Source organism: Bosea sp. RAC05 (assembly GCF_001713455.1).
Lineage (GTDB): Bacteria > Pseudomonadota > Alphaproteobacteria > Rhizobiales > Beijerinckiaceae > Allobosea.
In genome coordinates this window covers 941,042-962,656 of sequence record NZ_CP016464.1, presented here as the reverse complement: position 1 = coordinate 962,656, position 21,615 = coordinate 941,042, and the positions used below count along the sequence as shown (strand labels likewise).

Below are 21,615 nucleotides of genomic sequence, written 5' to 3'. Positions count from 1 at the left end.
GCGACCTCGCGATGAAAGCTTGAGGTGGCGGCCGGCCCGGAGTGTCCCGGGCCGGTGCGCCGGGTCAGTTGCGGTGGAAGGCAGCGTCGTCCTGGTCCTCGCCGCCGGCGAGGTCGAAGGAGAAGCCGCCATTGGCGACCTTGCGGGCCGGCTTGGCGGCGGGCGCCCGCTTCGGCTGGATCGCGGCGGCCATGGTGGCGGCCTTGCCCCGCAGCTGCTTGACCGCCTTGGCGACGGGCTCGGTGGCCTGGACCGGCGTCGCGCGCTCGTCGAGCCGGAAGAAGGCGATGGTGGCCTGGAGCTGATCGGCCTGGGAGGCGAGCTCCTCGGACGTCGCCGACACCTCTTCGGACGCCGCCGCGTTCTGCTGCGTGACCTTGTCGAGCTGCTGGATCGCCTGGTTGATCTGGCTGGAGCCGACATCCTGCTCGCGGCAGGCGGCGGTGATCTCCTCGACCAGCTCGGCGGTCTTCTTGATGTCGGGCACCAGCTTGGCCAGCATCGAGCCGGCCTCCTGGGCGACCTTGACCGTGTCGACCGAGAGCGTGCCGATCTCGGCAGCCGCCGCCTGGCTGCGCTCGGCGAGCTTGCGCACCTCGGAGGCCACCACCGCGAAGCCCTTGCCGTGTTCGCCGGCACGGGCGGCTTCGACCGCCGCGTTGAGGGCCAGCAGGTCGGTCTGGCGGGCGATCTCCTGCACGATGTTGATCTTCTGGGCGATCGTCTGCATCGCCTCCACCGCCTTGCCGACGGCAACGCCCGAGGCTTCCGCGTCGCGCGAGGACTGGGCCTCCATCTTCTCGGTGGTGGCGGCGTTCTCGGCGTTCTGCTTCACGTTGGCCGCCATCTCCTCCATCGAGGAGGAGGCCTCCTCCGTCGACGAGGCCTGCTCGGTCGAGCCCTGCGAGAGCTGCTCGGCGCTGGCCGAGAGCTCCTGCGAACCGGCCGACATGTTCTCGGCGGCGGCGCTGACCTGAGCCACCACCTCACGCAGCTTGATGACCATGTTCTCGAGCGCGATGCCGAGCGTGTCTTTCTCGGACAGCGGCCTGGCCTCGACCGTGAGATCGCCGGAGGCGATCTGATCCGCCACGGCGGCGGTGGCGTTGAGATTGCCGGTCATGGTGTTGAGCGAGGTCACGAGATCGCCGATCTCGTCATTGCTCTTGACCGCGATGGTCTGGCTGAGATCGCCGATGGCCACCGCATTGGCGAGGCCGACGGCGCTGGCGAGACCGCGGCTGATGCTGAGCGCGATCCAGGTCGCGGCGATGAGGGCGATCAGGAAGGTGCCGATGACGATCGCCAGAAGAAGGTTCTTGAAGAAGGCCGCCTCGTCCTGCGCCGCCTTGCTGATCTCGGCCATCTGGGCGTCGACCATCTTGCTGTAGGCGCTGTAGGCCTCCATGGTCTGCACGGCGGTGGTGCGGACCTCGGTGGTGGAGAGCGTCGTCGCCTTGATCGGGCCGGCCTCGGCGGCGATCTTGGCGACGCGCAGGATCGAATCGATCGCGTTGTCGAAGGCGCCGAGCATCGGCCCGGTCGCGATGCCGAAGTCCTGCATCGGCGCCGCGCCCTTGGCGAGCACCTGCCGGACCACGGCGGCCTGGCTCTCGATCTGCTTGTGGTCGCGCTCGATCTGCTCGACCGTCGTGCCCGAGAGCATGACCGAGACGAGGCGGGAGAGGCGCAGCCATTCGAGGCGGGCGTTGAACAGCCCGATGCCGGCGCGCAGCATCTCGGGCGTAGCCGAAGGGGCGGTGGCGGCGGCGATGACGGGGTTGGTGGCGGCGGTGACGGCCGAGATCAGCGGCTGCGTCTCGCTGTCCCAGAGCGCGGCGGCGCGGCTGGCGGAGTTCAGCTTGGCATAGGCCAGGGTGCGCGACTGCGCCTCGACATAGGCCTTGCGCTTGGCATGGGCCTCTTCGAGCAGCTTGCGGCCGGCCGGGCTGGCGAGGTGATGCAGCTCGCCATGCAGCTTTTCCGACTCGGCGCGCAGCGTCGCGTTCTCGGCGATGAAGCGCTCGACATCCTGGTCGGTCTTCGAGAGCAGCGCATTCTTCTCGGCGCGAATCTCGAGCAGCATGCGGCTGTTGAGTTCGTCGAGCGCCTCGACGCGCTTGGACTGCTGGATGATCTCGTTCTGGGCGTCGGCCAGTGCGCCGAGCTTCCAGTAGGCGAGGCCGCCGGCCGCCGTCGAGAGGGCGATGACGACGCCGAAGGTGGCGGCCAGTTTGGCTTTGATGGTCAGGCGCATGGCGTATAACTCACTAGGTTCTGGGGACTATCCGAAAGGCAGGCCCGGCGTGGTCTGGAGCCCCCGCCGGGGCGGGGCGGAGGCTCCGTGTCTTGGTCAGGAGGCCCGGCTGAACGTGGCGTCGCGCTCGTCGCCGGCATCGTCGAGATCAAAGTCGAAGCCGCCCTTTGAGCCCTTAGTGGAGCGGGCCGGCGCTGCCGCCTTGCGAGGCTGGGCGGCCGCCTTCATCTGCTTCGCCTTGGCCTTGAGCTGGCTGACCGCGCGGTCGGTCGCGGCGCCGCTGTCGTCCGTCTTGAAGAAGGCGATTGTGGCCTGGAGCTGCTCGGCCTGGGAGGCGAGCTCCTCGGACGTCGCCGAGACCTCCTCGGACGCCGCCGCGTTCTGCTGCGTGACCTTGTCGAGCTGCTGGATCGCCTGGTTGATCTGGCTCGAGCCGACATCCTGCTCGCGGCAGGCGGCGGTGATCTCCTCGACCAGCTCGGCGGTCTTCTTGATGTCGGGCACCAGCTTGGCCAGCATCGAGCCGGCTTCCTGGGCGACCTTCACCGTGTCGACCGAGAGCGTGCCGATCTCGGCCGCGGCCGCCTGGCTGCGCTCGGCGAGCTTGCGCACCTCGGAGGCCACCACCGCGAAGCCCTTGCCGTGTTCGCCGGCACGCGCCGCTTCGACCGCCGCGTTCAGCGCCAGCAGATCGGTCTGGCGGGCGATCTCCTGCACGATGTTGATCTTCTGGGCGATGGTCTGCATCGCCTCGACCGCCTTGCCGACGGCAACGCCCGAGGCTTCTGCATCCTGAGCCGACTGAACCGCCATTTTCTCGGTGGTGGCGGCGTTCTCGGCGTTCTGCTTCACGTTGGCCGCCATCTCCTCCATCGAGGAGGAGGCCTCCTCGGTCGACGAGGCCTGCTCGGTCGAGCCCTGCGAGAGCTGCTCGGCGCTGGCAGAGAGTTCCTGCGAGCCGGCCGACATGTTCTCGGCGGCCTTGGTGGCGTCGCCGACGACCTGGCGCAGCTTTTCGACCGTTCCGTTGAGCGCCGTCAGGAGGTCGCCGACCTCGTCATTGGTCTTCGGCTCCACCGTGCGCGTCAGATCACCGGTGGCGACGGCATTCGCCAGGATGACCGCTCCGCCGATGCCGCGGCTGATGCCGATGGCGATCCAGGTCGCCGCCGCGAGGCCGATGAGCGCGGATGCCGCCAGGATCGCGATGAGGAGCATTTCGGCGAAGTGTGCGGCGGCCGTCCCGGCAGCCCCCATTTCGTCCATGCGCTTCTCGACATAGCGCGCATAGGCCTCCACGGCGGCCAGCGACTCGCCGAGCGCCTTGCGGCCTTCGGTGCGGCTCAGTTCGGCCGCGCGGATGACGCCGCCCTCACGGGCGATGTCAACGGCACGGAGCGCGACGGCCTCGACCTGGCCGACCAGGCTCTGCAGCGTCTCGTGGGGGATGCCGACGGCTTTCAGCCGCTCGGCCGCCATGTCGGCCGCGCGCTTCAGCCTTTCCATCTCGGCCAGCGCCGTCCGGCGGCGTTCATCGAGGGCGGTGAGCGACGTCGCGGTAAAGGTTTCGACCAGCGAGCGCAGCATCCGGGCCGTCTGGTAGCGGGCGGCGACGACCTGCCGGGCAGCCTGTTCGTGCTCGACCGAGCCCCGGCTCTTGTCGAGGTCCGCCAGCAGTCTGTCGAAGGCCGCATTCTGTGCGGCGAGCACGGCCTGGCCCTCGGATTGCCACAAGGCATCCGCCCGCGTCGCCGAGTTCAGCTTGGCATTGCGGATGACGGTGTCCTGCACCTCGTTCAGCGCCTTGGCCGTGGCCATGACCTGGTCCATCAACCGCTTGCCCTGTTCGGACGCGGAGGCGTGGATGCTCCCGCTGAGCTGTGTCACCTTCTGGCGCCGTGCGATGAGCTCGGCCGCGGCCGTCTCCAGCTCGGCTTCCGAGGAGGCGATGATGGCGTTCTTCTCGGCCCGAACCTGGCCCTGGAGCTCATTCTGCAACTCGCCGAGCTTGACGACGCGATGGCCCTGGCCAACGATTTCTTGCTGCGAGCGGTCGAGCGCGGCGAGCTGTTGATAGGCCACGCCGCCTGCGACCATCGACAAGCCGATGATCCCACCGAACGTCACGAACAGTTTGGCCTTGATCGAGAAGCGCATCGGAAGCCCCCTTCGCCCCAACAAGTGGGAAATCGTACTCAGCCCAGAATTCGGGACATGTCGGGAACGATGACGAACTCATCGCTCCATTTGGTGATGAATCGGATGAATTCGGGCCGCCAATGGCTGCCCAGGCGCGGCGTCTGCTGCATCTGCCGCGTCGAGATCTCGGTGACTTCGTAGACCTTGTCGGCGAGCAGCCCGAGCGTGACGGGATCGCCGTCGATGTCGACCTCGATCACGACGATGCGGGTGTCGGCGGTCGCTTGCGTCTTCGGCATGCCGAAGCGGATGCGCAGATCCGCCAGCGGAATGACGTTGCCCCGCACATTGACCAGCGCCGGCAGAAAGGCGCGCGCACCGGCGACGCGCGTCACCGGCACGGGGTCGATGATCTCGCGGACCATGTCGGTCTCGATCGCGAAGATCTCGTTGCCCAGCCCGACCATCAGCACCTGCAGACGGGTTTCGGTGGCCGGCGGCAGGCCCGTGGCGCCCGCTTGCGGGCTTGTCTGCATCTGAGCCTGGCTCATCACGCGGCCTCCGGGGTTCTGTCGCTCTCGGCGCGGGACTGGCCGAGCGTGACGAGCTGGGCGACGTCCAGGATCAGCGCCGCCGAGCCATCGCCGAGGATGGTCGCGCCGGAGAACATGGTGACGTCGGAATGCAGCTTCGACAGCGACTTGATCACCGTCTGGTGGCTGCCGATGATCTGGTCGACGACGAGGCCGACGCGGGTGTCGCCGATCGAGGAGACGATGACCTTCTGGTGCGGATCGGGCTGGCCGTCGGCATCGAAGACGTCGCGCAGGCGCAGGAAGGGCACGAGGTCGCCGCGGACATTGAGGAAGCTGCGGCCCTTGGCGCGGGCTTCCGCCTCCGCCGTGAGCTCGATGCACTCCTCCACCGCCGAGAGCGGGATGATGTAGCGGGCCTCGCCGACCCGGATCAGCAGGCCGTCGATGATCGCCAGCGTCAGCGGCAGGCGCAGCGTCACCGAGGAGCCGTGACCGGGGATCGTGGTCAGGTCGATCGTGCCGCGCATCGCCTCGATGGTGCGCTTGACCACGTCCATGCCGACGCCGCGGCCCGACAGCGCCGAGATCGTCTTGGCGGTCGAGAAGCCCGGATGGAACAGGAACTGGTGGATCTCGTGCTCGCTGAGATTGGCGCCGGGCGGGATCAGCCCGTTCTCCTCGGCCTTGGCGCGGATGCGGGCGGTGTTGAGGCCGGCGCCGTCGTCCTGCACCGTGACCAGGACCTGCGCGCCGACATAGCGGGCGGCGAGTTCGATGCGGCCGGTGGCGGATTTGGCGGTCCTGGCGCGGTCCTCGGCGCTCTCGATGCCGTGGTCGATGGCGTTGCGGATGAGATGGACCAGCGGATCGGCGAGGCGCTCGATCATGGTCTTGTCCATCTCGGTGTCCTCGCCGACCGTGACGAAGTCGACCGGCTTGCCGAGATCGCGCGAGAGGTCGTGGACGAGGCGGCGGAAGCGGCCGAAGAGCGAGCCCATCGGCACCATGCGGACGCCCATGGTGGAGTCGCGCAGGCCCGAGGCCAGGCGCTCGATCTCCTCGGCGATCGCCTTGATCGCGAGATCGGTGCCGGAATGGGCGATCTGGCTGAGGCGGGCCTGGGCGATGACGAGTTCGCCGACCCGGTCCATCAGCTCGTCGAGGCGCTCGGCCTGGACGCGCACCGTCGTGGTGCCCTTGTCCTCGGCGCGGCGGTTCAGCTCGGCCTTTTCCGGGGCGGGCGCGGCGGGTGCGGGCGCAGCCGCACGGGCGGCCGGCGCGAGAGCCGGGGCGGCCTTGGGCTGCGTCGCGGGCTCGGCGACGGCGGGCTCGGCGACGGCGGGAGCCAGATCGCCCGGCATCGACATGTCCAGGCCGAAACCGCCCTGCCCGCCTGCATCGAGCGGCGTAACGACGAGCTTCATCTCGTCGCGGACGAACATGAAGACGTCCTCGATCTCGTCCTGCGAGCAGGCGCTTTCGAGCGTCACCGTCCAGGTGATCAGGCAGGTCTCAGGGTCGAGCTCCTCGAGAACGGGGATCGCACCGGTGTCGGCCTCGACCGTGCAGGGGCCGAGCGCGCGCAGGTCATCGAGCAGGACGAGCGGGTTGGTGCCGTTGCGCAGAATGCCGGGCTCGAAGGCGATCTCGATGCGCCAGCCCGCTGCGGTGGGCTCCATGCTGGGCGCTTCGTCGGCGGCGGGATCTGCCTCCGGAGCAGCGTGCTTCGCGGCGGCAGGACCGTCGCCGATCAGGCGCTGCAGCTCCTCGACGATGGCCTCGCCGATGATCGGGTCGGTGGAATCGGGGTCCTCGATCAGCGTGCGGATGTAGTCGCGCGCCGAGAGGGAGACCGTGACGATCTCATGGTTGGCGTCGATCTTGCCCTTGCGGATCAGATCGAAGGCGGTCTCGAAATCATGGGTGAAGGCCGCGACCTTGTCGAAGCCGAACATCGCGCCCGAGCCCTTGATCGTGTGCAGCGCGCGGAAGGCGGCGTCGATCAGATCCCGGTTCTGCGGCGTCTGGCCGAGGTCGAGCAGCACCGTCTCGAGCGAATCGAGCAGCTCGGACGCTTCCTGCCGGAATGTTTCGGTCGGATCGAGTTCCATCAGGCCCTCACGAGTTTGGCGACGACGGCGAGCAGCTGCTCGGGCTTGAACGGCTTGGTGATCCAGCCCGTCGCGCCGGCGGCCTTGGCCTCCTGCTTGACCGCGTCGTCGGATTCGGTGGTCAGGAAGACGATGGGCGTGCCCATGAAGGCCGGCAGGGCGCGCAAGGCCTTGATCATCTGCATGCCGTTCATCACCGGCATGTTGAGATCGGTGATGACGAGGTCGAAGCTCTGCGCCTTGGCCTTGGCCAGCCCCTCCGAGCCGTCGCCGGCCTCGACGACATTGTGCCCGGCCGGTCCCAGAACGAGCTTGATCATCTGCCGGACGCTCGGCGAATCGTCGACGGTGAGGATGTTGGCCATGGTCAGATCCCGGACAGTTCGGAAGGCATCGTGCCGGGCGGCGTCACGCCGGCCCGGTGGAAGGCAGAGGCGACGACGTCGCTCATGCTGGTGAGGGCGAAGGGCAGGTTGCGGGCGGCGCAGCTGCGACTGGCGGCCATGAGTGTCTGCACGAAGGTGATGTCGGCCTGCTCGACGCCGGCGCAGTCCACCGCGAGCCCCGACCCGGCCTCAAGAAGACCGATCAGGGAAGTGGCCGTCGTTTTGGCATGGCGAAGGGTACAATCTGTCCCTGCCGTGAATGACGCCGAGCCGCCGGCACTGTTCTTGCTCATCACGCCCTCGTACTGAACGCTACGTCAACTGTAACCTGCGCGCTTAATACCGATAATCTAAGCCAATTAATTTATAAGTTACTTAAAAATGCAGTTTTCTATATTAACTTTTTCGACACGAAGATTCGCGTCCGGAGTCGGCGACTCGCAACCGGAGTCGGCGCCGGCTCGGAAATCAGCTTTTGGTTAACCATGTCGGAGGGAGTTGCTTTACGTTTGGGCAACTGACCGGCTCTCCGGGCGTCCGAGACCGCCCTGCGGATCGCCCTGGCACGGTCGTGCCAGAATGGGTCAGCGGCGGCGGCGGGTCTGGGAGGGCTGCTCGCCGAAGGCGTTGCGATAATCGAGGGCGAAGTGACCGCGATTGACGAAGCCCCAGTGCCGGGCGATCGCCTCGATCGAGCGCGTGCAGCCGGGCTCGAGCAGTGCGGCGCGCACCGCGGCCAGGCGCACCTGTTTGATGTAGTCGTGCGGCGAGATCTGCTTGTGCTTGCGGAAGCCTTCCTGCAGCGAGCGCAGGCCGATGCCGACCGCGTCGGCGACCTCCTGGACGGTGAGCGGCCCGTCCCTGTGCGCGTCGATGAAGGCGACCGCCCGCCGGATCTGCCAGGGCGCCGGGGCCGCCGTCCTCTCGAACCAGGAGGCGTAGCGGTGCGGGAAGCGCGCCAGGACCAGCATGACCAGCGCATCGCGCAGCAGCCTCGCCGCCTGCGGCGCCGACGCCAGCGGGGCGTCGCCGGAGAGGCCCGACTCGATCGCGCTCATCATCGCAACGATCGTCGCGCCCTCGGGGGCCGCCACATCGAAGGTGCCGGCAATATCCAGTTGCCCGGGCGCAGGCCGCTCGAAGGCGGCCTGGAGGATGCGGGCAACCTCCTCGCCCGGCAGGGTGAAGGTCGTGTGCACGCTGCCACGCCCGTACTCAGCCGATTCGCAGAGGCCGGTGTTGAGCACGAGGCCGCGTCCCGGCACGGCGGCGAGAGTCTGCCGGCCCGCCGAAAACAGGCTTCCCCCGTCGGCGACGATGCGGATGGTCAGATCGTCCCTGGCATCGCCGTGTTTCAGCCGCATCCCGGCGGGATATTCGGCCCGGATGATGTGGGCGCCCGCCAGCGACTGTGCCGACAGCCTGGCCGCGAAGCCGTCGCCGCTGAGCGGCTCCAGCCTGAGATCGCGGCGCAGGAGAGCGTTGAGCCAGGCCTGGGTCTCGGCGATATCGCGGCTGACGAAGACATGGGCAGACCCGCCGGGAGAGTCCTCGGCCGTCGGCGGGTCAGCGGGTCGTGGCGGCTGTATCGTCGTCACGGCCCTAGATGACGGTGCTGACCTTTGGTTAGCAAGCCCCCTCGGCGCAGCGTACGCCTGCCACCGACGGGACACGGGTCGGCCGTGCCGCAGGACCGGACAAGGAGAACAGCGACCATGCAGCAGGACCTCCCGGGCAAGCCTCGTCGCGAAACCGGCGACACGGCCCAGTCCGTCATCGATTTCTGGCGCGATGCCGGGGCCGAGCGCTGGTTCAGGAAGGACGCGGCGTTCGACGGCTTGTTCCGCGAGCGCTTCCTTGGCTTGCATTTCGCGGCGGCGCGGAGGGAGCTGGACGACTGGGCGGGCACCGCGGCGGGCAGCCTGGCGCTGGCGATCCTGCTCGACCAGTTCCCGCGCAACAGCTTCCGCGGCACGGCGCATATGTACGCCACCGACCCGCTGGCCCGACATTTCGCGCGGGTGGCGCAGGCACGCGGCCATGGCGCGGCGACCGAGCCGGAGTTGCGGCTGTTCCTGCACCTGCCCTTCTGCCATTCCGAGGATCTGGCGGACCAGGATCTCTCGGTGGCACTCAGCGCGCCGCTCGGTGGCGATGCGGCGGAGCATGCCGAAGGCCACCGCGCGGTGATCCGCCGCTTCGGGCGCTTCCCGCATCGCAACGCCCTGCTCGGGCGGGAGACGACGCCAGAGGAGGCGGCCTTCCTGGCGGAGGGCGGCTTCGCGGGCTGAGGGCGGTCAGCCCTTCGGGATCAGACCGGCGGCCGCGCCCGCCTCCAGCGCCGCGTCGCTCTCGTCCTTGAGCCCGACGCCGGTCAGCGAGCGGCGGAAGCCCTGATCGATCAGCCAGGCGAGCCTGAACGCCGCCTCGGCGAAACCCAGTCCGCCGGGACGGATGTTGGAGATGCAGTTGCGCGCCTCGTCGGTCATCCCCGTCCGCGGCGCGAAGGTGAGATAGGCGCCGAGCGAATCCGGCGAGGACAGGCCGGGCCGCTCGCCAATCAGCACGAGAACCATCTGCGCGCCCAGCGCCTGGCCCGCCGCATCCCCCAGTGCCACACGCGCCTGAGAGGCGATGACGACAGGCGCCAGCGTCAGCGTCTGGCGCCCAAGGTGCGGCAGCAGCGCCTCGACCAGCGGCGCGGCGTTCTGGTGAACGGCGGTGGAGGACAGGCCGTCGGCGACGACGATGGCGAGGTCGAAGCGGCCACGCCGCGCCTGCAATGCGGCCAGACTCTCCGGCGACAGGCTGCGCCCCCAATCCGGCCGGCGCAGATAATCCTCACGCGAGCGGGCCGCGCTTTCGACGGCCAGCGTCTCGATGCCGAGCCCGGCGAGCGCAGCGGCGACCTCGTTGGGGCGGAAGGGCGCGTGCACCGCATCGCGCGCCTGGGCATGGGCGAGGCCGAAGCGCAGCAGCTCGCTTGTCGGCAGCGAGGCGCCCGACCGGCCGAGCGCGATGCGGGCAGGGGTCAGCCGCGCGAGATCGGCGAAGCGGCCGGGGGCCGCTGGCGGCTTCTCGGGCCCGCTCACGCCGCGCGGTCCTGCATCGCTGCGAGCAGCGCGGGCCCACCCTGACCAGCGCTGAGCATTCCAGCTGCGTCGGTAATGTCCATGCGCAGCAGCCAGTCCTCGAATTCCGGGGCGCGCTTCAGGCCGAGCACCTCGCGGATGTAGAGTTGGTCGTGGAAGGAGGTCGACTGGTAGTTCAGCATCACGTCGTCGGCGCCGGGCACGCCCATGATGAAGTTGACGCCGGCCGTGCCCAACAGGGTCAGCAGCGTGTCCATGTCGTCCTGATCGGCCTCGGCATGGTTGGTGTAGCAGATGTCGCAGCCCATCGGCACGCCCATCAGCTTGCCGCAGAAATGGTCCTCCAACCCGGCGCGGATGATCTGCTTGCCGTCATAGAGATATTCCGGGCCGATGAAGCCGACCACCGTGTTGACCAGCAACGGCTGGTAGGCCCGCGCGACCGCATAGGCGCGCGCCTCGAGCGTCTGCTGGTCGACGCCGTGATGGGCGTTGGCCGAAAGCGCCGCGCCCTGCCCGGTCTCGAAATACATGACGTTGTCGCCGACCGTTCCGCGCTTCTGCGAGCGGCCGGCCTCCAGCCCCTCCTGCAGCAGCGCCAGCGTGACGCCGAAGGAGGCGTTGGCGGCCTGCGTGCCCGCGACAGACTGGAAGACGAGATCGACCGGGGCCCCCTGCTCGATGAGTGCGATCGAGGAGGTGACATGGGTCAGGATGCAGGCCTGGGTGGGGATGTCGAAGCGGGCGATGACGCCGTCGAGCAGGCGCAGGAGTTCGCCGATTCGGGCTGTGCTGTCGGAGGCCGGGTTGATGCCGATGACCGCGTCGCCGCAGCCATAACTCAGGCCGTCGATGGTCGAGGCGAGGATGCCGGCGGCATCGTCGGTCGGGTGGTTGGGCTGGATGCGCACCGCCATCCGCCCGGGCAGGCCGAGCGTGTTGCGGAAGCGTGTCACGACGTGGCATTTGCGGGCGACGAGGATCAGGTCCTGGTTGCGCATCAGCTTGGAGACCGCGGCTGCCATCTCCGGCGTGATGCCCGGTCCAAGTTTGGCGAGGACCTCCGTGGTCGCGGCGTCCGAGCAGAGCCAGTCGCGGAAGGCGCCGACGGTCAGCGAGGCCACGGGAGCGAAGGCCGCCGCATCGTGACGATCGACGATCAGCCGGGTGACCTCGTCGGTCTCATAGGGGATCAGCGCCTCGTGCAGGAAGGTGCGCAGCGGCAGATCGGCGAGCGCCATCCTGGCCGCCATCATCTCTTCCATCGACTCGGCCGCGAGGCCAGCGAGCCGGTCGCCCGAGCGCGGCGGCGTCGCCTTCGCCATCAGCTCCTTCAGATCGCTGAAGAGATAGCTGCGCGTGCCGATCGCGACGCGATAACCCATCGACACTCTCCCCAAGCGAACGGCGCAGGCACCGTACCGCCATATCAGCCGCTTGGGGCGGCCCTAGCAAGCGGCGGGCCGGCGCTCCCGCTCGCCCCTGGGCCGCCAGTCCGGATCGCCGCGCAGGTGAGGGCCCGTGCACAGGCCGTTCGTACTTTAGCGCCATTGCCGCCACTGGCCGCGCCGCTTATCCGTTGCCGCAGAGCGGGCGGTACCCGCCGTCGCATCGAGGGAACGCCATGGCCGACGCCGCCGAGACCGACCGCCGCTGCATCGGCCGCTTCGACTATGTCGTGATCGGCGCGGGCTCGGCCGGCTGCGTCGTCGCCAACCGGCTGTCGCGCAACCGCAAGACGCGGGTGCTGGTGCTGGAGGCCGGCGGGCGCGACGACTGGATCTGGTTCCACATTCCGGTCGGCTATCTCTTCGCCATCGGCAATCCGCGCGCCGACTGGCTGTTCAAGACGGAGGCCCAGCCGGGCCTGGGCGGCCGGTCGCTGGCCTATCCGCGCGGCAAGGTCGTCGGCGGCTCCTCGGCGATCAACGCCATGGTCTATATGCGCGGCCAGGCCGCCGACTACGATGGCTGGCGCCAGCTCGGGCTCTCCGGCTGGGGCTGGGACGACGTGCTGCCCTATTTCCTCAAGCACGAGGACCATATCGGCCCGGGCGAGAGCGGGGTCCACCGCAGCGGCGGAGAATGGCGGGTCGAGCATCCGCGCGTGCGCTGGGCCATCCTAGACGCCATCCGCGAGGCGGCGGCCGAGGCCGGCATCGCCAAGATCGACGACTTCAACACCGGCGACAACGAGGGCTCCTCCTATTTCCAGGTCAACCAGCGGCGCGGGCGCCGGCTGAGCGCCTTCAACGCCTTCCTGCGGCCGGTGCTCGACGCCCGGGAGGACAATCTGCGGCTGGAGATCAAGGTGCTCGTCGAGCGCGTTGTCATCGAGGACGGCCGCGCGACGGCGATCGAGTTCAGCCATGGCGGCGAGAAGCTGCGGGCCGAGGTCTCGGGCGAGGTCGTGCTCTCGGCCGGCGCGATCGGCTCGCCGGCGCTGCTCGAACGATCGGGTATCGGCGACGGGGCGCGGCTGCAGGGCCTGGGCATCGCGACGGTAGCGGACCTGCCCGGCGTCGGCGAGAACCTGCAGGACCATCTCCAGATCCGCCCCGTCTACAAGGTCGAGGGCGTGCGCACCCTCAACAGCGACTACGCCAAGATCTGGCGCCGGCCGCTGATGGCGCTGCAATATGCGGCGATGCGCAGCGGGCCGCTGACGATGGCGCCCTCGCAGGTCGGCGCCTTCGCCAAATCCTCGCCCGAGCACGCAACCGCCAATCTGCAGTATCATTTCCAGCCGCTCTCGCTGGATTCCTGGGGCTCGGGCCTGCATCCCTTCGACGCCTTCACCGCCAGCGTCTGCAATCTGCGCCCGACCAGCCGCGGCCATGTCCATATCGCGACGCCGCACGCCGAGGACGCGCCCGCGATCTCGCCGAACTATCTCGACACGCAGGCCGACCGGCAGGTCGCGATCGACGCGATGAAGCTGACGCGCCGCATCGTCGGGCAGGCGCCGCTGGCGCGGTTCCGGCCGCAGGAGCATCTGCCGGGCCCGGCGGCGACGAGCGACGAGGATTTGCTCGACGCCTCGGCCCGGCTCGGCACCACGATCTTCCACCCGGTCGGCACCGCGAAGATGGGCCGTCCGGACGATGCCCGCGCCGTGCTCGACGAGCGGCTGCGGGTGCGCGGCGTGGCGGGCCTGCGCGTCATCGACGCCTCCGTCATGCCCGCCATCACCTCCGGCAACACCGCCAACCCGACGATGATGATCGCCGAGAAGGGCGCGGCGATGATGCTGGAGGACGCGAAGGCGGTGTGAAAAGGGCGCGCCACGGCCGTCCACCCCCACCGCCATTCCGGACAAGCCGCGCAGCGGCGCAGCTCCGGAATCCACCATAGAGCACCGTCGCGCCCTCCGATGGATTCCGGGTCTCCGCTTCGCGGCGCCCGGAATGACGGCGCGTGTTATGGCAAAAGGTCTCAGAATTGCTGGGATCGCGGAGGATTGAGTCGGCGCGATGCAAGCCGATGAGCGGCCGGGCGCGAGGCAGGGACGATCGATGACGCAGCCGCCGACCCGGGACGAGACACGCGGCCCCCTCGCCCGCCTCCTCTTCGCCATCCTGCGCGCGGTGCTGACCGTCGTCATCGTGTTCGACGAGATCGCCCGGCCGCTCTACCGGCCGCTGGTCGACTGGGTGGCGTCACTGCGGATCGTGGCGCGAGCGGAGGCCGTGATCGCGCGTCAGTCGCGGCTGGCGATCCTGGCGCTGCTGGCGGTGCCCTTCGCGATCGCCGAGCCGCTGAAGCTGCTCGGGCTGGTGATGATGGCCGATGGCCGGTTTCGGACCGGGCTCGTCGTCTTCGCCTTCGCCCATCTCGTCAGCTTCCTGCTGGTCGAGCGGATCTATCATGCTGGGCGCGAGAAGCTCCTGACCTATCGCTGGCTGCATTGGCTGATGACGCTGCTCGACCGGCTGCGGCGCCGCGCGCTCGACTGGGTCCGCAGCAGCGCGGCTTACGCCTTCGCGCGGCGGGCCCGCGACGCGGCGCGGGCTTGGTGGCGCGGGTTGCGAGCGTAGGCTTTATCGATCTTCAACGAAACACGCCGTCATCCTGGACAAGCTGCGAAGCAGCGCAGGCCGGGATCCATCATCGGGCGCCGCCCTGCCCTATGATGGATCCCGGTCGGCCTGCGGCCGCCCAGGATGACGGCGCATTTGGTCGATCGGGAAGAGCCTAAACCACCTGATTGCGCAAGGTCGTCTCGCCGCGTCCGAGCCGGGCGAGGTTGTCGACCAGCAGATCGACCACATTGGTCTCGTAGGCGCGGGTTTCGCCGGCGCTGTGGGGCGTGACGATGACGTTCTTCATCGCCCAGAGCGGTGAGGCCGCGGCCAGCGGCTCCTCGACGAAGGTGTCGAGCCCGGCGCCGGCGATGCGCCCTTCCGACAGCGCCGCGACCAAAGCCTTCTCATCGACGACCTTGCCGCGCGCGACATTGATCAGCAGCGCGGTCGGCTTCATCGCGGCGAGTGCCGCAGCGTCGATGAGGTTCTCGGTTTCCGGCGTCAGCGGGCAGGTCAGCGCGACGATGTCGGCCTGAGCCAGCACCTCGTGGAGCTGGTCGGGCCGCACGATCGCCTCGATGTCGGCATGCGGCTCGGGGCTGCGGCGCACGCCGATGACGCGAAGGCCGAAGGCGGCGGCCAGCGTCGCCAGCCGCAGGCCGATGCGGCCCAAGCCCACGATCACCAGCGTCTTGCCGCCGAGTTCGTCCTCGCGCCGGGCGCGATCGCCGATCATCGGGCGCCAGGTCGCGGCGGTCTGGTTGTCGCGGGCGAGGTGGATCTGGCGGGTCAGGCCGAGGATCAGCGCCATGGCGTGCTCCGAGACCGCGCGCTCATTGGCTCCCTGGGCGCTCGCAAGCCGGATGCCGGCCGCCGCAAAAGCGGCCTTGTCGTACTGGTCCGTGCCGGCGCTGACCGACTGGACGAAGCGCAGCTTCGGGCAGGACGCGATCAGCTCGTTGCGCCAGAGACCCGACACCACCACGACATCGGCCTCCGGCGCCCGCGCCTTCAGCTCATCGAGCGAGCGGACCTCGAAGCTTTTGGCGGCATGCCCGCGCGTCGCGAACTCGGCCTGCAACTGGTAGGCGGCATGGGCGAAACAGATGGTCAGGTCGCTGGCAGGCGGCAGGGCGGGCATGGTGCGTTCCTTGGGGCGAGGCGTATTCGGGCAGGTTCGGCGATCAAACTAGCGAGCGGCTTCGGATCTGTCCCGGCGCGCGACGCATGCGGGCTTTACGATGCCCGCGAAGGCGGGGCGAAGGACGCCAGCGCCGCTTCCAACCGCGCCCAGGCCAGCGCATCGCCGGGCAGGCCGAAGCGCAGCCGGGTCGGATCGGCCTGGAAGCGGCGTACATAGAGCCCGTGGGCGCCGAGATGGGCGAAGAGCGCCGGCGCCGCGGGCGTCGACAGCAGCCGAAACAGGGCGGTGCCACCGATGACCTCGCCCAGCAGAGCCAGCAGCGCATCGAGCCTCGCGGCGTCGGCGGCGCGCGCGGCGCCGGCCTGCGCCCGCCACTCGGCATCGGCGAGCGCCTGCGCGCCGATTGCGAGTGCGGGACCGGCCACGGCCCAGGGGCCCATCGCGTCGCGCAGCGCCGAGACCCGATGCGCCTCGCCAATGGCGAAGCCGAGCCGGACACCGGCCAAACCATAGGTCTTGCCGAAGGAGCGCAGCACCAGCGTCGCAGGCGGCAGGGTCGGGACCAGGCTCGCCCCGGGCGTGAAGTCGCAGAAGGCCTCGTCGACGACCAGCAGCCCGCCGCGGGCGGCACAGCGCGCCGCGAGCGCGGCAAGCTCCGAGCCCGACAGCAGGCGCCCATCCGGGTTGTTGGGGTTCACCACCACCACCGTCGCGGCGTCGTCTGCCTGCGCCGGCGTGTCCGCCTCGACGACCGTGGCGCCCATCTTCCGCCAGGCGAGCGCATGCTCGGCATAGGTCGGGCCCAGCACGGCGACGGGTCCGGCCCCCACCAGATCCGGGACGACCCGCGGCAGGAGATCGATCAGGATCTGCGTGCCGGGCGCGGCGACGATCCCTGCCTTGGCCGGCACGCGATAGGCGTTTCGCGCCGCCGCCAGCAGCGCCGCCTCGTCATCGGCGGCGGGCAGGCGCTGCCAGAGGCTTAACGGCAGCGCCGGAAGCGGATAGGGGATCGGGTTGATCCCGGTGGAGAGATCGATCCAGGGCTCGGGCGCTTCCGGAAACAGCGCCCGCGCCCGGCCGAGATCGCCGCCATGCCAGATGCCCCCGGTCCCCGTCGTTTCGCCCATGGCTTTGTCTGATCTCTGGCCCGACACACTGCTTCTGCTGCTGGCCGCGCTCGCGATCGAGGCCGCGGTCGGCTATCCGCAGCGCTTGTATGCGCGGATCGGCCATCCCGTCACCTGGATTGGCGCACTGATCGCCGGGCTCGATCGCCGGCTGAACCGGGAGACGGTCAGCTTCGCCGCCCGAAAGGCGGCGGGCGTGGCCGCGCTCCTCATCCTGCTGGCGGTGGCGCTGGCCGGGGCTCTCGCGCTGACCACCCTGTGCCGACAGCTCGGGCCGGCAGGGCTGTTGCCGCTGGCGCTGCTCGCCTCGACGCTGCTGGCACAGCGCAGCCTTTACGAACACGTCGCGGCCGTCGCCCAGGGGCTGGAGACGGGAGGCCTCGCCGAGGGGCGCAAGGCGGTGTCGATGATCGTCGGCCGCAACCCCGACAGCCTCGACGAGGCCGGCGTTTCGCGCGCCGCGATCGAGAGCCTGTCGGAGAACTTTTCCGACGGGGTCGTGGCGCCGGCCTTCTGGCTCGGGGTCGCCGGACTGCCCGGCATCATCATGTACAAGGCGATCAACACCGCCGATTCGATGATCGGCCACCGGACGCCGCGCCATCTCGCCTTCGGCTGGGCCTCGGCGCGGCTCGACGACCTCGTCAACCTGCCGGCCTCGCGGCTGACCGCTCTGCTGATCGTGGCAGCCGCCGCGCTCGACCGCGACGCCGATGCGGCGGGTTCGTGGCGGGCCCTGCGCCGCGATGCGAACCGCCACCGCTCGCCCAATGCCGGCTGGCCGGAGGCGGCGATGGCGGGCGCGCTGGGCCTGAGGCTGGCGGGGCCGCGCATCTATGGCGATGTCACGGTCGAGGATGGCTGGATGGGCGACGGCCGGGCCGAGGCGACGGCAGCCGACATCCGGCGCGGCTTGCGGCTGTATCGCAAGGCTTGCGGGCTGTTGTGGGGGTTGGCGGCAGTGGGCGCGGCAGCAGCATTCGTCTAGCCGTCATGCTCGGGCTTGGCCCGAGCATCTCGTGCCGACAGAGGCACCGGCGTCCTTTTCGGGCTGAGTTTCTCGGGTCAAGCCCGAGAATGACGCGCCTCGCTCAAAACTCGATCCCTTCCTGCGCCTTCACGCCCGCGGTGAAATGGTGCTTCACCAGTGTCATCTCGGTCACGAGGTCGGCGGCCTCGATCAGCTCTGGCTTGGCGTTGCGGCCGGTGACGACGATGTGGAGATCGGGCCGGCGCGCCTGCAGCGTGGCGACGACCTCAGCCAGCGGCAGATAGTCGTAGCGTAGCGCGATGTTGAGCTCGTCCAGCACGATCAGGCGGATGCTCTCGTCGGCCATCAGCTCTTTGACCTTTTCGAAGGCGCGGGTGGCGGCGGCGATGTCGCGGGCCTTGTCCTGCGTCTCCCAGGTGAAGCCCTCGCCCATGGTGTGCCAGGCGATCTGATCGCCGAAGGCGTCGAGCGCCCGGCGCTCGCCGGTCTCCCACGCGCCCTTGATGAACTGCACCACGCCGACGCGCCAGCCATGGCCGAGCGCGCGCAGCATCAGCCCGAAGGCCGCCGTCGACTTGCCCTTGCCGGGGCCGGTGTTGACGATCAGAAGCCCCTTCTCGACCGTCTTGGAGGCGACTTCGGCATCCTGCAGCGCCTTGCGCTTCGCCATTTTCGCCTTGTACCGGGCGGCGTCGTCGGTCTCGTTCGTCATCGTCGTTCTCACGTCACGGGCCTGTTCACTTCACCTGCATCGGCAGACCGGCGACCATGAAGACCACGCGGCCGGCCCTTGCCGCAATCGCCTGATGCAGCCGGCCGGCCTCGTCGCGGAAGCGCCGCGCCAGCGCATTGTCGGGCACGATGCCCAGCCCAACCTCGTTGGAGACGAGGACGATGGGCGCGGTGGCCTGCGCGCAGGCCTCGATCAGGGCGCTGCCTGCAGCGGCGGTGTCATGCTCGGCGAGGATCAGATTGGTCAGCCAGAGCGTCAGGCAATCCACCAGCACGGGGCGCCCCTCTGGCAGGCCGCGGATGGCGCCGGGCAGATCGAGCGGCGCGTCGAGCGTGATCCAGTCCGCCGGCCGGCGGGCGCGGTGCTCGGCGATGCGCGCCGTCATCTCGTCGTCCCAGGCCTGGGCGGTTGCGATATAGGCCCAGGGGGGCGGCAGCGCCTCGATCAGCGCTTCGGCATGACGGCTTTTGCCCGAGCGGGCGCCGCCGAGGACGAGGGTGAGATGGGGCAGCAACATCAGGTTCGACTCGTCATGAAGTCCGTCATTGCGAACGCAGCGAAGCAATCCAGGCGTAGGCGCGCGCCATTCTGGATTGCTTCGCTGCGCTCGCGATGACGGCGGAAAGGCTTCGTCTGTCCATGCGGTCCATTGCACAGCCTCTCGCACATGGCTAATGATCGTCCCCGACGGTGCCTCCGCGAGGAGGTGAAAAGGGAACGCGGTGTGATGCCGCGGCTGCCCCCGCAACTGTAAGCGGCGAGTTCCGCGCCATCGGCCACTGGGAGCGATCCCGGGAAGGCGGCGTGGAATGACCAGACCCGCGAGCCAGGAGACCTGCCGTCGACAGTGTTCCTATGGGCCCATCGGACGGGGTGTTCCGACGGCGGCTGTGTTCGCGTGGCGATGGTCACGCGGCTCCGTCCTTGGGAACGTTGGCCGGTCGCAAGACCGGCCGCCTTCTGACGGAGACCGGAACCATGACGCTGCGCAACCGCCTGACCCTCGCCTTCACCGCCCTGCTCTGCAGCCCGGCGCTCGCCCACCACCCGATGGGCGGCAGCACGCCTTCGACACTGACCGACGGGCTGCTGTCGGGCCTCGGCCATCCCATTCTCGGGCTCGATCACCTCGCCGCGCTGGTCGCGGTCGGCCTCGTCGCCTCGCGCTACGCATCCGGCGCACTGCTGCTGCCCGTGCTCTGGATCGCCGGCATGGGGCTGGGCGCCTTCGCCCATATGAACAGCATCGATCTGCCGGCCGGGGAGATGCTGGTTGCGGGCAGCCTCGTGCTGATCGGCGCCATCGGCGTGCTCAAGCCTTCGCTGCCGCTGCCGGCTCTCGCCGTGCTCTTCGCCGCCGCCGGCTTCGCCCATGGCCACGCGCTCGCTGAATCGATCATCGGCGCCGACACCGCCGTGGTCGGTGCCTATCTCATCGGCCTCGTCGCGATCCAGGCCACCATCACGGTCGGCACGATCCTGCTGGTGCGGCGTCTGTTCTCGATGCCTGCAAACCTGCCGGTTCGGGCGGCCGCCGCCGCCATGGCCTGCATCGGCCTCGTCTTCCTGATCGCCGCCCTGCCCGCGACGGCCTGACGCCGGCTCGATCATGAGCACGTCCCTGCAGCAGCCGCGCCCGGAAACGGGCACGGCTCCCGTCCGCATCCTCGTCTGCGCGACCTGCCGCGCCGCCGGGGGCGACCCCGACGCGCCCCGGCCGGGCGCCGTTCTCGCCGCCGGCCTTCGCGACGCGCTCGACCCCACGCTCGATACCGCGGTCAGCGTCGAGACGGTGGAGTGCCTCTCCGTCTGCAAGCGCCCCTGCACGGTGGCGCTCAGCGGCGAGGGCCGCTGGACCTATGTCTATGGCGATCTCGACCCGGCGACGGGCGTCGAGACGCTGCTCACCTTCGCGCGCCAATACCGCGAAGCCCCGGACGGCATCGTGCCCTGGCGCGAGCGCGCCGAGGCGATCCGCAAGGGCGTGGTGGCGCGCCTTCCTCCCCTCCCGATCGCGGGTTCCCGATGAATTCCCTCTCGAAAACGCCCTGCACCATCATCACCGGCTTCCTCGGCGCCGGAAAGACGACGCTGGTTCGCCATCTGCTCGAGAATGCGGAGGGCAAGAGGCTCGCCGTGCTCGTCAACGAGTTCGGCGATCTCGGCTTCGACGGCGAGTTCCTCAAGGGCTGCGGCATTTCGGGCTGCACCGAGGAGGACGTCGTCGAGCTGCCGAACGGCTGCATCTGCTGCACGGTGGCGGATGATTTCGTGCCGGCGCTGGAAAAGCTGCTGAACCGGGCCGACCCGCCGCAGCACATCCTGATCGAGACCTCCGGGCTGGCTCTGCCCAAGCCGCTGGTCCAGGCCTTCAACTGGCCGGCGATCCGGGCCCGCGTCACGGTCGACGGTGTCATCGCAGTGGTCGACGGGCCGGCGGTGGCCGAGGGCCAGTTCGCCGACGACCCCGAGGCGCTCGCCGCCCAGCGCGCGCAGGACGCCTCCGTCGAGCACGACAACCCGCTGGAGGAGGTCTTCGAGGACCAGATCCTCTGTGCCGACCTGATCCTGCTCAACAAGAGCGACCTGATCGACACAGCGACGCGCGAGCGGGTCAAGAGCGAGATTTCGGCGCATCTGCCCAAGGCGATCAAGATCGTCGAGACCCGCCATGGCACGATCGAGCCCGCGCTGATCCTGGGCCTGAGCGCCGCGGCGGAGGCCGATCTGGCATCGCGGCCCTCGCATCACGGCGATGGCGAGGACCATGAGCATGACGATTTCGATTCGGTCGCGCTGGCGCTGCCGGACGGACTCGCCCCCGACACGCTGTCGGCACGCCTCGGCAAGGCGGCCGAAGCGCAGGGCGTGCTGCGGCTGAAGGGCTTCGCCGCCGTACCGGGCAAGCCGATGCGGCTCGTCGTGCAGGGTGTCGGCCGCCGCGTCAGCCATCATTTCGACCGGGCCTGGACCGAGGGCGAAGCGCGCGACGGGCGTCTCACCGTGATCGGGCTCAAGGGCTTCGACGTGAAGGCGGTGGAGGCTGCGCTCGCCGGCGCCTGAGCGGCGGC

General features: G+C 69.4%; 20 protein-coding genes and 1 riboswitch. Of the genes, 7 read left to right on the top strand and 13 right to left on the bottom strand.

Going from position 1 to position 21,615, the window contains the following annotated elements; all coding sequences use genetic code 11:
* Positions 1–64: 64 nt before the first annotated feature.
* From BSY19_RS08000 to BSY19_RS26960, 7 genes are all read right to left on the bottom strand, one after another.
* Positions 65–2,257 (bottom strand): HAMP domain-containing methyl-accepting chemotaxis protein, encoded by a 2,193-nt coding sequence (locus tag BSY19_RS08000; protein WP_069053693.1) that lies wholly within the window; start codon positions 2,255–2,257, stop codon positions 65–67.
* Between the two features lie 96 nt (positions 2,258–2,353).
* Positions 2,354–4,414 (bottom strand): methyl-accepting chemotaxis protein, encoded by a 2,061-nt coding sequence (locus BSY19_RS07995; protein ID WP_069053692.1) that lies wholly within the window; start codon positions 4,412–4,414, stop codon positions 2,354–2,356.
* Between the two features lie 38 nt (positions 4,415–4,452).
* A complete protein-coding gene (locus BSY19_RS07990) occupies positions 4,453–4,932 on the bottom strand; it encodes a chemotaxis protein CheW (RefSeq protein ID WP_069056939.1) in 480 nt (159 codons plus the stop codon).
* 14 nt (positions 4,933–4,946) lie between these two features.
* On the bottom strand, positions 4,947–7,046 hold the full coding sequence (locus BSY19_RS07985; protein WP_150129538.1) for a chemotaxis protein CheA: 2,100 nt from the start codon (positions 7,044–7,046) through the stop codon (positions 4,947–4,949).
* Positions 7,043–7,408, bottom strand: a complete 366-nt coding sequence (locus BSY19_RS07980; RefSeq protein ID WP_067991669.1) for a response regulator — start codon at positions 7,406–7,408, stop codon at positions 7,043–7,045. The genes BSY19_RS07985 and BSY19_RS07980 overlap by 4 nt, the downstream gene beginning before the upstream one ends.
* Positions 7,409–7,410: 2 nt before the next feature.
* Complete coding sequence (locus BSY19_RS07975) at positions 7,411–7,722, bottom strand: STAS domain-containing protein (RefSeq protein ID WP_069053690.1); 312 nt, start codon at positions 7,720–7,722, stop codon at positions 7,411–7,413.
* A gap of 291 nt (positions 7,723–8,013) precedes the next feature.
* Positions 8,014–9,027 (bottom strand): helix-turn-helix transcriptional regulator, encoded by a 1,014-nt coding sequence (locus BSY19_RS26960; RefSeq protein ID WP_069053689.1) that lies wholly within the window; start codon positions 9,025–9,027, stop codon positions 8,014–8,016.
* 117 nt (positions 9,028–9,144) lie between these two features.
* On the opposite strand from BSY19_RS26960, the gene BSY19_RS27470 reads away from it, so the two are divergent.
* On the top strand, positions 9,145–9,720 hold the full coding sequence (locus BSY19_RS27470) for a DUF924 family protein (protein ID WP_069053688.1): 576 nt from the start codon (positions 9,145–9,147) through the stop codon (positions 9,718–9,720).
* 6 nt (positions 9,721–9,726) lie between these two features.
* Here BSY19_RS27470 and eutC read toward each other — a convergent pair whose 3' ends face one another.
* Together eutC and BSY19_RS07955 are read right to left on the bottom strand one after the other, a co-directional pair.
* Entirely contained in the window at positions 9,727–10,521 is a 795-nt protein-coding gene (gene eutC, locus BSY19_RS07960; RefSeq protein ID WP_069053687.1) for an ethanolamine ammonia-lyase subunit EutC, read from the bottom strand.
* Positions 10,518–11,906 (bottom strand): ethanolamine ammonia-lyase subunit EutB, encoded by a 1,389-nt coding sequence (locus tag BSY19_RS07955; protein ID WP_069053686.1) that lies wholly within the window; start codon positions 11,904–11,906, stop codon positions 10,518–10,520. Before BSY19_RS07955 ends, eutC begins: the two co-directional genes overlap by 4 nt.
* A 239-nt stretch (positions 11,907–12,145) precedes the next feature.
* Here BSY19_RS07955 and BSY19_RS07950 point away from each other — a divergent pair, with 239 nt between their 5' ends.
* Entirely contained in the window at positions 12,146–13,795 is a 1,650-nt protein-coding gene (locus BSY19_RS07950) for a GMC family oxidoreductase (protein ID WP_069053685.1), read from the top strand.
* 241 nt (positions 13,796–14,036) lie between these two features.
* The gene (locus BSY19_RS07945) at positions 14,037–14,558 is read left to right on the top strand and encodes a hypothetical protein (RefSeq protein WP_069053684.1); all 522 of its coding nucleotides are present in this window, start codon (positions 14,037–14,039) and stop codon (positions 14,556–14,558) included.
* Positions 14,559–14,715: 157 nt separating this feature from the next.
* Here the strand turns inward: BSY19_RS07945 and BSY19_RS07940 are convergent, their stop codons facing one another.
* Both BSY19_RS07940 and cobD read right to left on the bottom strand, forming a co-directional pair.
* Positions 14,716–15,687 (bottom strand): D-2-hydroxyacid dehydrogenase, encoded by a 972-nt coding sequence (locus tag BSY19_RS07940; protein ID WP_069053683.1) that lies wholly within the window; start codon positions 15,685–15,687, stop codon positions 14,716–14,718.
* Positions 15,688–15,782: 95 nt separating this feature from the next.
* On the bottom strand, positions 15,783–16,820 hold the full coding sequence (gene cobD, locus BSY19_RS07935) for a threonine-phosphate decarboxylase CobD (RefSeq protein ID WP_069053682.1): 1,038 nt from the start codon (positions 16,818–16,820) through the stop codon (positions 15,783–15,785).
* Here cobD and cbiB point away from each other — a divergent pair.
* On the top strand, positions 16,819–17,808 hold the full coding sequence (gene cbiB, locus BSY19_RS07930; protein ID WP_083247480.1) for an adenosylcobinamide-phosphate synthase CbiB: 990 nt from the start codon (positions 16,819–16,821) through the stop codon (positions 17,806–17,808). The two genes, cobD and cbiB, sit on opposite strands and share 2 nt — an antisense overlap.
* Positions 17,809–17,911: 103 nt before the next feature.
* On the opposite strand, the gene cobO is transcribed toward cbiB, so the two are convergent.
* Both cobO and cobU read right to left on the bottom strand, forming a co-directional pair.
* The gene (gene cobO / locus BSY19_RS07925; RefSeq protein WP_069053681.1) at positions 17,912–18,523 is read right to left on the bottom strand and encodes a cob(I)yrinic acid a,c-diamide adenosyltransferase; all 612 of its coding nucleotides are present in this window, start codon (positions 18,521–18,523) and stop codon (positions 17,912–17,914) included.
* A gap of 25 nt (positions 18,524–18,548) precedes the next feature.
* Positions 18,549–19,061, bottom strand: a complete 513-nt coding sequence (gene cobU, locus BSY19_RS07920; RefSeq protein ID WP_069053680.1) for a bifunctional adenosylcobinamide kinase/adenosylcobinamide-phosphate guanylyltransferase — start codon at positions 19,059–19,061, stop codon at positions 18,549–18,551.
* 154 nt (positions 19,062–19,215) lie between these two features.
* Positions 19,216–19,401, top strand: a riboswitch (cobalamin riboswitch).
* A gap of 121 nt (positions 19,402–19,522) precedes the next feature.
* Between cobU and BSY19_RS07915 the strand changes: the two genes are divergently transcribed.
* The 3 genes from BSY19_RS07915 to cobW are packed head-to-tail and all read left to right on the top strand — an operon-like array spanning position 19,523 to position 21,607.
* Complete coding sequence (locus BSY19_RS07915; RefSeq protein WP_069056937.1) at positions 19,523–20,140, top strand: HupE/UreJ family protein; 618 nt, start codon at positions 19,523–19,525, stop codon at positions 20,138–20,140.
* A gap of 13 nt (positions 20,141–20,153) precedes the next feature.
* Complete coding sequence (locus BSY19_RS07910) at positions 20,154–20,573, top strand: DUF1636 family protein (protein ID WP_069053679.1); 420 nt, start codon at positions 20,154–20,156, stop codon at positions 20,571–20,573.
* Positions 20,570–21,607, top strand: coding sequence for a cobalamin biosynthesis protein CobW (gene cobW, locus BSY19_RS07905; RefSeq protein WP_069053678.1), 1,038 nt, complete (start codon positions 20,570–20,572; stop codon positions 21,605–21,607). The genes BSY19_RS07910 and cobW overlap by 4 nt, the downstream gene beginning before the upstream one ends.
* Positions 21,608–21,615 lie beyond the last annotated feature (8 nt).